The sequence below is a fragment of the Streptomyces sp. NPDC048603 genome (genome assembly GCF_043199475.1).
In the GTDB taxonomy this organism is placed as follows: Bacteria; Actinomycetota; Actinomycetes; order Streptomycetales; family Streptomycetaceae; genus Streptomyces.
On record NZ_JBICVY010000012.1, the window covers coordinates 126508 to 138937 of the forward strand.

13 protein-coding genes are annotated in these 12430 nt (G+C 72.3%); 2 read left to right on the forward strand and 11 right to left on the reverse strand.

The window, feature by feature from the left end:
- Positions 1-138 precede the first annotated feature (138 nt).
- The 3 genes from ACGFQ9_RS28610 to ACGFQ9_RS28620 all read right to left on the reverse strand — a co-directional run bounded on the left by ACGFQ9_RS28610 (position 139) and on the right by ACGFQ9_RS28620 (position 4943).
- Positions 139-3984: an AAA family ATPase gene (locus tag ACGFQ9_RS28610; protein ID WP_393577728.1), complete on the reverse strand. Its 3846-nt coding sequence runs from the start codon at positions 3982-3984 to the stop codon at positions 139-141.
- Between the two features lie 161 nt (positions 3985-4145).
- The gene (locus ACGFQ9_RS28615) at positions 4146-4358 is read right to left on the reverse strand and encodes a hypothetical protein (RefSeq protein WP_389475524.1); all 213 of its coding nucleotides are present in this window, start codon (positions 4356-4358) and stop codon (positions 4146-4148) included.
- Positions 4359-4661: 303 nt separating this feature from the next.
- Positions 4662-4943, reverse strand: a complete 282-nt coding sequence (locus ACGFQ9_RS28620) for an acylphosphatase (protein WP_393577730.1) — start codon at positions 4941-4943, stop codon at positions 4662-4664.
- A gap of 124 nt (positions 4944-5067) precedes the next feature.
- Between ACGFQ9_RS28620 and ACGFQ9_RS28625 the strand changes: the two genes are divergently transcribed.
- Entirely contained in the window at positions 5068-5967 is a 900-nt protein-coding gene (locus ACGFQ9_RS28625) for a CAP domain-containing protein (protein ID WP_393577732.1), read from the forward strand.
- Positions 5968-6081: 114 nt separating this feature from the next.
- Here the strand turns inward: ACGFQ9_RS28625 and ACGFQ9_RS28630 are convergent, their stop codons facing one another.
- Positions 6082-6678, reverse strand: coding sequence for a flavodoxin family protein (locus ACGFQ9_RS28630; protein WP_393577734.1), 597 nt, complete (start codon positions 6676-6678; stop codon positions 6082-6084).
- A 129-nt stretch (positions 6679-6807) separates the two neighbouring features.
- On the opposite strand from ACGFQ9_RS28630, the gene ACGFQ9_RS28635 reads away from it, so the two are divergent.
- On the forward strand, positions 6808-7215 hold the full coding sequence (locus tag ACGFQ9_RS28635) for a winged helix-turn-helix transcriptional regulator (protein ID WP_393577735.1): 408 nt from the start codon (positions 6808-6810) through the stop codon (positions 7213-7215).
- Here the strand turns inward: ACGFQ9_RS28635 and mutM are convergent.
- From mutM to rsmD, 7 genes are all read right to left on the reverse strand, one after another.
- Entirely contained in the window at positions 7188-8066 is an 879-nt protein-coding gene (gene mutM / locus ACGFQ9_RS28640) for a bifunctional DNA-formamidopyrimidine glycosylase/DNA-(apurinic or apyrimidinic site) lyase (RefSeq protein WP_393577736.1), read from the reverse strand. The two genes, ACGFQ9_RS28635 and mutM, sit on opposite strands and share 28 nt — an antisense overlap.
- Before the next feature lie 281 nt (positions 8067-8347).
- Complete coding sequence (gene rnc, locus ACGFQ9_RS28645; RefSeq protein ID WP_393577737.1) at positions 8348-9175, reverse strand: ribonuclease III; 828 nt, start codon at positions 9173-9175, stop codon at positions 8348-8350.
- Positions 9176-9194: 19 nt separating this feature from the next.
- The gene (gene rpmF, locus ACGFQ9_RS28650) at positions 9195-9368 is read right to left on the reverse strand and encodes a 50S ribosomal protein L32 (RefSeq protein WP_030676011.1); all 174 of its coding nucleotides are present in this window, start codon (positions 9366-9368) and stop codon (positions 9195-9197) included.
- A gap of 2 nt (positions 9369-9370) precedes the next feature.
- On the reverse strand, positions 9371-10024 hold the full coding sequence (locus tag ACGFQ9_RS28655) for a YceD family protein (protein ID WP_393577885.1): 654 nt from the start codon (positions 10022-10024) through the stop codon (positions 9371-9373).
- Positions 10025-10154: 130 nt separating this feature from the next.
- Positions 10155-11219 (reverse strand): ATP synthase F0 subunit B, encoded by a 1065-nt coding sequence (locus ACGFQ9_RS28660; protein WP_393577738.1) that lies wholly within the window; start codon positions 11217-11219, stop codon positions 10155-10157.
- A gap of 115 nt (positions 11220-11334) precedes the next feature.
- Complete coding sequence (gene coaD / locus ACGFQ9_RS28665; RefSeq protein ID WP_393577887.1) at positions 11335-11814, reverse strand: pantetheine-phosphate adenylyltransferase; 480 nt, start codon at positions 11812-11814, stop codon at positions 11335-11337.
- A gap of 14 nt (positions 11815-11828) precedes the next feature.
- On the reverse strand, positions 11829-12407 hold the full coding sequence (rsmD, locus tag ACGFQ9_RS28670; RefSeq protein WP_393577739.1) for a 16S rRNA (guanine(966)-N(2))-methyltransferase RsmD: 579 nt from the start codon (positions 12405-12407) through the stop codon (positions 11829-11831).
- Positions 12408-12430 lie beyond the last annotated feature (23 nt).

Here is a 12430-nt window from a genome sequence, read left to right on the forward strand (position 1 = left end):
CGGGAGACAGCGGAGCGAGCCTATGTGTCCATTTTCTGAAGTCAACCCCTGACACAGAAGCGCCCTGGCGGCACATGAGGGCAGACCCCGAGGCGACGGACTCCCCGCATCACTTCACTTCTTGAATGGAGAACGGCTTCAGCGGAGACGCTGGCTGATGACCTTGGAGACTCCGTCGCCCTGCATGGAGACGCCGTACAGCGCGTCGGCGACCTCCATGGTCCGCTTCTGGTGCGTGATCACGATCAGCTGGGAGCTCTCCTGGAGCTCCTGCATGATGCGGATCAGCCGCTGCAGGTTGGTGTCGTCGAGTGCGGCCTCGACCTCGTCCATCACGTAGAACGGGCTGGGCCGGGCCTTGAAGATCGAGACGAGCAGGGCCACGGCGGTCAGCGAGCGCTCGCCGCCGGAGAGCAGCGACAGCCGCTTGACCTTCTTGCCCGGCGGGCGGGCCTCGACGTCCACGCCGGTGGTGAGCATGTTGTCGGGATCGGTCAGGACGAGCCGGCCGTCGCCGCCGGGGAACAGCCGCGAGAACACCCCTTCGAACTCCCGGGCGGTGTCCCGGTACGCCTCGGTGAAGACCTGCTCGACGCGCTCGTCGACCTCCTTCACGACCTGGAGGAGGTCGGCGCGGGTCTTGCGGAGGTCGTCCAGCTGCTCGCTGAGGAACTTGTGCCGCTCCTCCAGCGCGGCGAACTCCTCCAGGGCGAGCGGATTCACCTTCCCGAGCTGCTGGTAGGCCCGTTCGGCCGCCCTCAGGCGCTTCTCCTGCCGGGCACGCACGAAGGGGCCCGGACGGTTGCGGGGATGCTCCGGGTCCTCCGGCAGCTCCTCGCCCTCCGCCGGGAGCGACGGCGGAACCGGCTGGTCGGGTCCGTACTCGGCGACCAGGGCGGCGGGCTCGACGCCGAGTTCCTCCAGGGACCGGGCCTCCAGGGCCTCGATCCGCAGCCGCTTCTCGGCGCCGAGGACCTCGCCCCGGTGGACGGAGTCGGTCAGCTTGTCCAGCTCGCCCTTGAGCTCCCGGCCGCGGTCGCGGGCGGCGGCGAGTTCCTGCTCGCGCAGGCCCTTGGCGTACTCGGCGTCCGCCTTCTCGGTGTCGGCGCGGCCGAGCGAGACCTCGATGTGCGCGAGGAGCTGGCGGGCGCCGTCGGCGACGGCCTCCGCGACGGCGGCCTCGTGGCGGCGGCGGGCCCGGCGGCGCTCGGCGCGGGCGCGTGCCTCGCGCTCGGCGCGGGCGGCGCGGTCGAGCCCGTCGGCCCGGCCCGCGAGCCCATTGACCCGCTCCTCGTGGGTGCGCAGCTGGAGGCGTGCCTCCATCTCGGTCTGCCGGGCGTTGGCTCCGTCCGCGGCGAGCCGGTCCCGGGCAGCGGTGTCGGGCTCCTCCTCGCCTCCCTCCCCGAAGGGGCGACTCTCCTCGGCCACGGCGAGCCGTTCGGCGCACTCCTCGACCTCGGCGAGGGCCCGGTGCAGGGCCTCCTCCGCCTTGGCCGCGGCGGCCGCGGCGCGCTCGGCCTCGCCGGCCGCACCCTTGGCCTGGCCGGCGAGCCGGCCGAGCTGCTGGGCCACGCCGGCCCGGGCGCGCTCGTCCTCCCGCCGGCGTTCCCCGAGCTCCTCGACGAGCGAGGCGGCCTGTACGCGGCGCTGCTCGGCGGCCACCCGTACGTCGGCCAGCGCGGCGCAGCTCACGTCGAGCCCGGCGAGCTCCCGGTCGGCCTCGTCCACGGCTGCCTGCACCTCGATGAGACTGGGCACTCCGGCGGAACCGCCGTACGCGAGGTGCGCCCCGAGCACGTCCCCGTCCTGCGTCACGGCCACCAGATCGGGCCGCACCCGCACCACGGCCTCGGCCTCGTCGAGCCCGCCCACGACCACGTAGTCCCGCAACACCCAGGCCACGGCCCGGCAGAGCGCGTCGTCTCCCCCGACCAGCGCCGCCGCCACCGTCCACCCGCCCGGAGCCGCTCCGGATCCCGGCTCCGTGCCTTCGCCGTACGCACCGGCGGCGGCCGGGGCGGAACCGTCCGCACCTCCGGCGGGCGCCTGGGCAAGGGCGTGGGCGGGGCGGGGAACATCCGGCCGCGCCGGAGCCGCCGCCCCGGCCGGGCCGGCCGGCTCCGGCGGGCCCGGCTGCGGGCCGATGCCCGGAGCGGCGGACGGAGCCGGGGCGGCCTGCGCGCCCGGAGTACCGGCCGACACGTCCCGAACGGGCAGCGCGCCGCCCGCGGGTGCGGACGGCGCGGAGGTCTGGGCGGGCACCCCCGCCGGGGTGATCAGCAGGGTCGCCCGCCCGGCATCGGCCGCCCGCAAGTGCCGCAGCGCCGTGGCGGCGGCCGTCGCCGAGCCCACCGCCACCGCGTCCGCCGCCGCCCCCAGCGCCGCCGCGACCGGGACCTCGTACCCCGCCGCCACCGTCAGCCGCTCGGCGGCCGGTCCGAGCAGCCCGGCCAGCTGCTCCCGCGCCGCCAGCAGCGCCCCCGTGCCGTCCTTCCGCCGCAGCCCCAGCGCCAGTGCCTCGCACCGGGCCGCGACCGCGGCACGGGAACGATCCGCCACCGCGAGCGCGTCCCGCGCCTCGCCGAGCCCGGCCTCCGCCGCCGCCAGTTCCGCCCGCGCCGCGTCGTGCGCGGCGGACGCCGTGCCCGTGTCGGGGTCGGTGGCCTCCACCTCCGCGGCCAGCGCCTCGTACTCCTCGCGTGCCGCCACCGCCCGCGACTCCGCCTCGTCTCGTGCGGCCACCAGCCGGTCGATCCCGTCCTGTGCGGCGCCCGCCCGCGAACGGGCCGCGCCCAGCCGGCCGGTCAGCCTGGCCAGGCCCTCCCGCCGGTCGGCGATCGCCCGGGCCGCGTCCCGGAGCCGGCGTTCCTCCTCCGCCAAGGCCCGTTCCAGCTCGGCCCGGTGCTCGACCGTGTCCTCCAGGGCGCGGCTCGCCGCCTCCAGGGCGGCCGTCAGTTCCGCTTCCTGCTCGCGGATCCGGGCCGCTTCCCGCTCCAGTTCCTCCGGGTCCCGGCCGGTCCGCTCCTCCTCCACCGGCGCCGTCGCGCTCTTGACCCGGGCGTCGGCCAGCGACACCGTGCCGCGTACCCGTTCCGCCAGCTGCGACAGCTCGTACCAGGTCTGCTGGGCCCGGGTCAGCCGCGGAGCCAGCGACCGTACGGCCGCTTCGAGTTCCGCCTCCCGGCGCAGCGCGAGTTCGAGTTCGGCCTCGGCCGTCTCCTTGCGTTCCTTCAGCGCCGCCTCGTCCGCGATCTCCGCGGCCAGCGCGGTCCGCAGGGTGACCAGGTCGTCGGCGAGCAGCCGCAGCCGCGCGTCCCGCAGGTCTGCCTGGATCACGGCGGCCCGCCGGGCCACCGCCGCCTGCCGGCCGAGCGGCTTGAGCTGCCGCCGCAGTTCCTCCGTCAGGTCCTGCACCCGGGCGAGGTTGGCCTGCATGGAGTCCAGCTTCCGCAGCGCCTTCTCCTTGCGCTTGCGGTGCTTGAGGACGCCCGCCGCCTCCTCGATGAAGGCCCGGCGTCCCATCGGGTCCGCGTGCAGGACGGAGTCCAGCTGGCCCTGACCGACGATCACGTGCATCTCGCGGCCGATGCCGGAGTCGGAGAGCAGCTCCTGGATGTCCAGCAGCCGGCAGGTGTCACCGTTGATCTGGTATTCGCTGCCGCCGTTGCGGAACATGATCCGCGTGATCGTGACCTCGGCGTACTCGATCGGCAGGGCGCCGTCGGAATTGTCGATGGTCAGCGACACCTCGGCACGGCCGAGCGGAGGCCGCCCGGTGGTGCCGGCGAAGATGACGTCCTCCATCTTCCCGCCGCGCAGCGACTTCGCGCCCTGTTCGCCCATGACCCAGGACAGCGCGTCCACCACATTGGACTTGCCCGAGCCGTTGGGGCCCACGACACAGGTGATCCCGGGTTCAAAACGCAGGGTGGTGGCGGATGCGAAGGATTTGAATCCGCGCAGGGTCAGGGCCTTGAGGTGCACGCCGCCGGACTCTACCTTTCGCGTGCGGTTTCACCCAGGAACGTGCAGGGCACAACAGACCTTAAAGATTCGACCCCGCGCTAAAGAAAGAAGGGACGCCGGAGCGTCCCTTGCAGATCATGCCGGGGCTGGGAAGTGGAGCTGAGTGACGAGAGCGCGGATCAGGTGAGCGCAGGCTCCGCCTTGGGTACGTCGATGTCGATGCTGTCCAGCAGCGAGTCTCCGTGCTGCGCGGCGGCCGTCAGCGCGTCGTTCTCGGACTGAATCCGTACGAGCTCGGACTCGAGGTCCTGGACGCGCTGCTGAAGCCGTCGCATCTCGGCGAGGAGTCGCGGGTCGGAACCGCCGACGTAACCGAGAAGCGCCTTTGCCATGATGGATGGTCCTCCACACTGAGTGACCGACCGAAGCGGTGTGGGTCGTGAGGGAATCGCACCCGCGGTGTCCGGCAGTGCCTGTCAGTCACTGCGCTACTACTGCCAACACTGCCAAACAGCTCAGGTGCGCGGGGCTTCCAGCGTCTCACCAAAAAGTTTGACGGTCAACACGATCACGCCCCGTATCGGCGGGCATCCCGGCGTTCCCACGGCCCGCGGCCCGGGCCCGGAGATCGTCCTCGCCTCCGAGCCTTCCACGGATCACCGCCCCGGGCAACGTCTGCGCAGATCAGTCCATGATCAGCGAATCGCGAAATCCTCGTAGCGGCCGCGCGGCACTCCCCAGATCTCCGTCACCCCGTCGACCCTCCCCGGCGTGTCGGAAGACCGCAGCCAATCGAGCAGCCGGTGGCAATTCTCACGTTGACCTTCGGCCACCACCTGCACCCGGCCGTCGTCGAGATTGAGGGCGAAACCGGTCAGCCCGCCGATCTCCAGAGCATTGGCCCTGGTGAACCAGCGAAAGCCCACTCCCTGTACACGGCCGCGCACCCAGGCCGTGAGCCGGACGTCTTCATTCATGCACGAACGCTAACCGGGCCCTCACAGATCGTCCGCATCGGCCATCCGGCTCATGGCGTACAGTCGCCGACCAATGACCTCACCCATTTGGGTGAGTTAGGGACGATCTTGGAAGGCACCGTCGATGGGACGTCACCGACTCCCCGCGCCGCCCCGCGGCAAGCGCGGCACCGCCGTACGCACCGGCCTCCTCGGCGTCTCCGTGGCCGTGGCCCTGGGGACGGCGGCCGTGACCACCGGCCTGGTGCCGGTCGGCAGCGCCTTCCCGTACGTCGGCCAGGAGAGCGACACCGGCCGGAAGACGGAGGCGAAGCCGGAGCGGAGCCCCGCTCAGGGCAGCCACCTCCAGCAGCAGGGCGGCCTGGCCAACCTGCCGGGCCGCGCACCGGCCCGCACCACTCCGCCCGCCTCGGCTTCGGCTTCGGCTTCGGCTTCGGTCCCGGCATCGCCGTCGGCTTCGGCGTCGGCTTCGGCATCCCCCTCTCCCTCGGCCACCCCGACCCCTTCCGCCACGCCCTCCACCAAGGCCCCGGCCCCCACCCCGGTGAAGAGCCTGCTGAAGAAGAGCACCCCCCGGCCAGCCGCCACCCCGTCGAAGGCCGCGCCGCAGCCCGTGCAGCCCGTGCCGCCCGCCCCGCCCACCGGCCACTCGGCCGAGGAGACGGCCGTCCTGAACCTGGTGAACCAGGAGCGCGCGGCGGTCGGCTGCCCCGCGGTCCGGGCGAACCCGCCGCTGGCCGCCCTCGCCGGCGCCTTCAGCAAGGACATGGCGGTCCGCGGCTTCTTCGACCACACCGACCCCGACGGCCGGACCCCCTGGGACCGCGCCGCCCAGGCCGGCCTCTCCGGCATGGCCGCCGAGAACATAGCCCGCGGCCAGGGCGACGCCGCGTCCGTGATGAAGGGCTGGATGAACAGCCCCGGCCACCGCGCGAACATCCTCAACTGCGAGTACCGCACGCTGGGCGTCGGCATGTACGACGCCCCGGGCGGCCCCTGGTGGACCCAGGACTTCGGCATCTGAACGAACAATCGAACAGAAGAACGCCGGCGGGAACACCCGCGAGCGCCGACGCCCCGCGACCTCGAAGGTCGCGGGGCGTCGGCGCTCGCCGGTACCGCCGGCACGGCGGGTGGGTCAGGAGGCGACGGCGGCGCGGCCGGCGTTGAAGACGCGGGCGGTCTCGACGACGCGGCGGCCCAGGTGGGTGGCGGTCTCGAGGTCGGCCTTGTGGACGCCCTCGGTGCCCTGGTCGGAGTTGCTCTGCGCGGCGGCGCCGGAGAAGAAGCCGAGACGGTTGATGTCGTTCTCGGAGGCGGTCGAGGCGTTCCAGCCCGGCTTGAGGCCGAGGTTGACCCAGTGCATGCCGTGCTGCGCGGCGAGGACCTGGAAGAACTGCAGGGTGTGAAGCTTGTCGCCGCTCTTGGAGGCGGAGTTGGTGAAGCCGGCCGCCAGCTTGTTCAGCCAGGCGTCGCCGAACCAGCGCTTCGAGGTGGCCTCGGCGAAGACGTGGAAGGCCCCGGAGGCGGTGCCCATGTACGTCGGCGAGCCGAAGATGATCGCGTCGGACGCGTCCAGCAGCTCCCACTGCGCGTCGTCGATCTCGTCCACCTTGACCAGGTGAACCGTGGCACCGGCCTCCAGCGCTCCGTCGCGCACGGCCTCGGCGACGACCGCGGTGTGGCCGTAGCCCGAGTGGTAGGCGATCGAGACGACGGGGGTGTTCGCGGACATGACGGTTCTCCCTCAACGGTGGTGCGGGCCGCGGTGCGGCGCCGCTGTGGTGCGATGAGGAAAGGTAAGCACTAACTTTTCGGAAGCGCAACCTTCCAGTTAGCGCTACCCGGGAGTACGCTTGAGGGCATGGAGACCACCGCCCGCACCGAGAACGTCTGCGCCGAGGACCTCGCCTACGACGTGTTCGCGCGCGCCTGCCCCTCCCGCGAGACGCTGGAACACGTCACGGGACGGTGGGGCAGCCTCACCCTGACCGCCCTCCACGACGGGGCGTGCCGCTTCAACGAGCTGCGCAGGCGTGTGGACGGCGTGAGCGAGAAGATGCTGTCGCAGACGCTGCACGCGCTGGAGCGGGACGGGCTGGTGCACCGGGAGGCGCAGGCGACCAACCCTCCGCGGGTGGATTACGAGCTCACGGAGCTCGGCCGGGGCGCGGCGGAGCGGCTGATGGGCCTGATCCGCTTCCTGGAGGGCAACACCCCGGCGGTACTGGAGGCGCGGGACCGTTACGACGAGGCGCGCGGCGGGCGCTGACAGCGCGGGCAGAAGTAGCTCGACCGGTTCATCCACGGGCGGCGGCGCATCGGTGTGCCGCAGCGCCGGCAGGGCTCGTCCTCGCGCCCGTAGGCGTCGAGCGACCGGTCGAAGTAGCCGGATTCGCCGTTGACGTTGACGTAGAGGCTGTCGAAGCTGGTGCCGCCGACGGCGAGGGCGGCGTTCATCACGTCCCGGACATGACCGAGGAGTTCCGTGCTCCGGGGGCGGGTGAGGGTGGCGGTGGGGCGCTCGTAATGCAGCTTCGCCCGCCAGAGCGCCTCGTCCGCGTAGATGTTGCCGACCCCGCTGATCAGCGACTGGTCGAGCAGGGCGCGCTTGACCGTGGTCCGCTTGGCGCGCAGTGCGCGGTGGTAGGCCGCCTCTTCGAAGAGCGGGTCGAGGGGGTCCCGCGCGATGTGCGCGATGACGTCCGGCAGGCCCTCGGGGGTGGTGTCGTGGAGGGACAGCCCGCCGAAGGTGCGCTGGTCCACGAACCGGAGCTCGGTTCCGGCGGCGTCCTCGAAGCGGAGCCGGATGCGCAGGTGCTTCTCGTCGGGGGCGTCGGCGGGCTGCACGAGGAGCTGGCCGCTCATCCCGAGGTGGCCGAGGACGGCCTGGCCGGCCGGGCCCTCGGACTCCGCGCCTTCCAGGGGCAGCCACAGGTACTTGCCGCGCCGCTGCGGCACGCCGACGGTGCGGCCGGTGAGACGGGCCGCGAAGTCGGCGCCGCCGGCCGGGTGGCGGCGTACGGCGCGCGGGTGCAGCACCTCGACGTCCGCGATCGTCCGCCCGGCGACCCAGCGCTCCAGCCCGCGGCGTACGACTTCGACCTCGGGCAGCTCGGGCACGGCGTCTCTCCTCCGGAGGGTTTCCTGCGGTCGAGCGTACTCGCGCCCTGCGGGCGGCCCTTCCCCACCCCGCCCTCCCCCGGGTTCCGTCCGGTGGGGGTACCCCGGCGAGGCCAGGGGGAGGACCCCATGGCGAAACCGGGGCCTGCGGGCCGGTGGCGGCCGGTCGCGCAGTCCCTCGCGCCGATGACGGGGCGCGGCACCCGGCCGTCGGCGGACATGACTCCGCCCGCCCCGGGGGCCGGGGCGGGCGGAGGGAAGCTCGAAGGAAGGCCGGGCCGTCAGGCGCCGGGGGCCGTGTCGGTGGGGGTCGGCGTCCCACCATCCCCGCCGGAGGCCGAAGCCTCGGCGGCGGCCTTTGCGGCTGCGGCCCGCTCGTCCGCGGCCGCGCGGATCGCGCGCCACGCGGACTCGGCCGCCTGCTGTTCCGCTTCCTTCTTGCTGCGGCCGGTGCCGGTGCCGTACGAGACACCACCGACGCGGGCGGCAGCAGTGAAGACCTTCTCGTGGTCCGGCCCGGTCTCCGAGACCAGGTACTCCGGCACGCCAAGGCCCTCGGCCGCGGTGAGTTCCTGGAGGCTGGTCTTCCAGTCCAGGCCGGCACCGAGGTTGGAGGACTTCTCGATCAGCGGGTCGAAGAGCCGGTGAACCAGCTCCGAGGCCGCGTCGAGGCCCTGGTCGAGGTAGACCGCACCGATCACCGCTTCCAGGGTGTCGGCGAGGATGGACGCCTTGTCCCGGCCGCCCGTGCCCTCTTCGCCCCGGCCGAGCCGGATGAAGGAGCCGAGCTCGAGGCCGCGGCCGACCTCCGCCAGCGCACGCGAATTGACCACCGCGGCCCGCAGCTTGGCCAGCTGGCCTTCTGGCAGGTCCGGGTGGGTCCGGTACAGCGTGTCCGTGACCACCAGGCCGAGCACCGAGTCCCCGAGGAACTCCAGCCGCTCGTTGGTGGGCAGACCGCCGTTCTCGTACGCGTACGAACGGTGGGTCAGCGCACGCACCAGAAGGGCGGACTCGAGCTTGTACCCGAGCCGCCCTTCCAGAAGCGTGTGGGACGAGGCCGCGTTGCCGCTGTCCGCCTGCTTTTTGTCGCCGGCAAGCTCAGACATTGCGCCTCTCACCAGCCGCTCAGACCTCGAGGACCTGGCGCTTGTTGTAGGTGCCGCAGCTCGGGCACGCGATGTGCTGCTGCTTCGGCTCCTGGCAACGCTCACACGAAACCAGGGGGGTGACCGCAGCCTTCCACTGCGACCGGCGGTGGCGCGTGTTGCTGCGCGACATCTTCCGCTTCGGAACAGCCACGGCTACTTCTCCTGCTTCTCGGCGGCGCCCCGGACGTCTGCGTCAGAAGCCGCGCCGCTCATGTTGTCCTTCTCGTCGTCCTGATCGGTCACGACGAGTCCCTGCAGTGCCGCCCAACGGATGTCGACGGCGTCGTGGTGGTGGTCCGGGTCGTCATTCAGGCTGAGCCCGCAGTCGGGGCACAGACCGAGACAGCCCTCCCGGCACACCGGCTGCAGCGGCAGTGCGAGCACCACCGCGTCCCGCAGCACGGGTTCGAGGTCGAACATGCCGTCCTCGAGGAAAAGCATGCCCTCGTCGTCCTCGGCGTCGTCGCCCGGCTCCGCCTTGTGGCGGCCCCGGTCGTCGGCGTCAGGGTACGAGAACATCTCCTGGAAGTCCGTGTCGAGCTCTCGCTCCACGGCCTCCAGACACCTTACGCACTCCCCCAGGGCGGTTGCACGGGCGGTGCCTGTGACAAGCACCCCTTCCATGACCGACTCCAGGCGGAGGTCGAGCTCCACGGGAGCGCCTTCCGGCACTCCGATGACCCCCTCCAGGCCGAGGTCGGCCGGAGCGGAGATGTCGCGGGACAGCCGCTGCATGGCACCAGGACGCCGACCCAGCTCGTGCGTGTCGAACACGAGCGGGTTGCGGTGGTCAAGGCGGGTGTTCAGGGCCGTTCCTGCTTTCGGAAAGATCGTTGCCGCGCGCTTTTGGGCACGCGAGATGGCGGCGCATACGCGCGACCGAACAGTCAGGATACCCGCCGCTCCGCCGATAGCCCAATCCGGTACGGAGCCGCTGCTAGCGCCCCTGCTCGTACTGGCGCAGCTGATCCAGGTTGATCATGCTCGTGTCGAAGAAGCTGGTCTCGTCGAGCGCGGGCTGCTGCGCCTGGTGCTGGTGTACCTGGTGCTGCTGATGCGTCTGGTGCTGCTGGTACGCCGCGTACGGGTCGGCCTGCGCGTGCGGCTGGTACGAGCCGTAGGGGTCGGCCTGGGGCTGCTGGTAGCCCGCGTACGGGTCGGCGAAGGGCGCGGCGTAAGCCGCTCCGGTGGAGCCGGTGCTTGCACCGGCGTAGGCGTCAGGATGCTGCTGGGCCTGCTGGGGCTGATGCGTCTGCTGGTACGCGTACGTGTCGTAGAGCGGCTCGGGCTGCGCCGGTACGGCGGCCTGCGGGGCCGGCTCGGGGTCCGGCTCCGCCAGCGCGGCCAGGAAGTCCGCGTCGGCTGCCGTCCGGGCCTGCGGGACGCCCGCCGCGTCCCGTGCCGCCATGTGCGCGCCCAGGTCGTCCACGGCCACCCGGCCCTGGAGCTTCTGCCGGCCGCGGCCCACCGCCTCCAGGGTCCCCGCCAGCACCGTCTCGAAGGCGGCGAGCTTGGCCGAGATGTAGGCGTCCGCCGAGCCATGGCCGTCGTCCGTGACCTCGCCGGCCAGCAGCTTCTCCCGGCCGCGGTCCACCGAACCGATGGTCTTGGTGAGCACGACCTCGAAGTTGGCGAGCTTGCTGTCCACGTAGTCGTCCGCCTCGGCGCGGATCTCCTCCGCCTCCCGGCGGGCGTCGTCCAGGATCCGGTCCGCCTCGGCCTGTGAGCGCCGGGCCACCTCGGTGTCGGAGATCAGCGATCCGCGCTGGGCGTGTGCGGACTCGATGATCCGGTCGGCCTCCTGACGGGCCTCCTGGACGAGCTGTTCCCGGCCGCCGATCAGCTCCTGCGCCTGGGCGAGCGAGCCGGGCAGTGCCTGCCGGACCTCGTCCAGCAGACCGAGCAGCTCGGCCCGGTTCAGCACGCAGGAGGCCGACATGGGCATGGACCGGGCACTCTCGACCGCCGCGACGATCTCGTCGAGCTTCTTCTGCACGTCCATACGGGCTCGCACTCTCTCGGCCCCGGGCGGTTCCCGAGACGGACGGGACGACTGTACGGCCACCCGGGGGCCGCCGGACCCCCGCTGACGCGGCGTCAGCGGGGCCGGGCCGGGGTCAGCGCTCGGCCAGCCGCTGGACCAGGGCCGCGTGGACGTGCGGCGGCAGCAGGTGGGAGACGTCGCCGCCCCATGCGGCGACCTCCTTGACCAGCGAGGACGACAGGAAGCTGTAGGTGGGGTTGGTGGGCACGAAGAGCGTCTCGACGCCCGTGAGCCCGTTGTTCATCTGGGCCATCTGGAGCTCGTAGTCGAAGTCGCTGACCGCACGCAGCCCCTTGACGATGGCGGGGATGTCGCGCTGCTTGCAGAAGTCGACGAGCAGGCCGTGGAAGGCCTCCACCTGGACGTTGCCGTACTCGGCCACCGCCTCGCGGATCAGCTCGATCCGCTCCTCGACCGTGAACAGCCCCTTCTTGGACTGGTTGATCATCACGGCGACGTGGACGACGTCGTAGAGCCTGGAGGCGCGTCCGATGATGTCGAGGTGTCCGTTGGTGATGGGGTCGAAGGATCCCGGACAGACGGCGCGGCGCAACTGAACTCCCTCGTTCATGAGTCTTCGCTGGTGAGAGCGGCGCGACCGTACCAGAGGGTGCCTTCGCCGTACCGCCGGGAGCGGAGCGGCTCGAACCCGTCCGGCCAGGGGAACGCGCCGCTTCGAGTGCTGCGCTCCACGGTGACGAGCGCGTCCGGCGTGATCCAGCCGTTGGAGCGGAGTGTGAGCAGGATCTCGCCGAGGTCCTGGCCCGTCACGGCGTACGGCGGGTCCAGGAAGACGATGTCGTACGGCTCCCCGGGCGGCGGGCCGGCGGCGACCTGTTCGGCCTTGCCCGCCCGGAACTCGGCCCCGGGCAGGCCGAGTACGCGGATGTTGTCCCGGATGGTCTTCCCGGCCCGGGCGTCGGCCTCCACGAGCAGGGTGTGCGCGGCGCCGCGGGAGAGGGCCTCCAGCCCGACCGCGCCGGAGCCGCCGTACAGGTCGAGCACCCTGGCTCCCTCGACCCCGTGCAGGGACTCCCAGGTGGAGAACAGGCCCTCGCGCGCCCGGTCGGAGGTCGGCCGGGTGCCGTTGCCGGGGGGCACGGCCAGCCGTCGCCCGCCGGCCGTGCCGGCGATCACGCGGGTCATCTGGGTTCCTTCGGTGTGCGGAG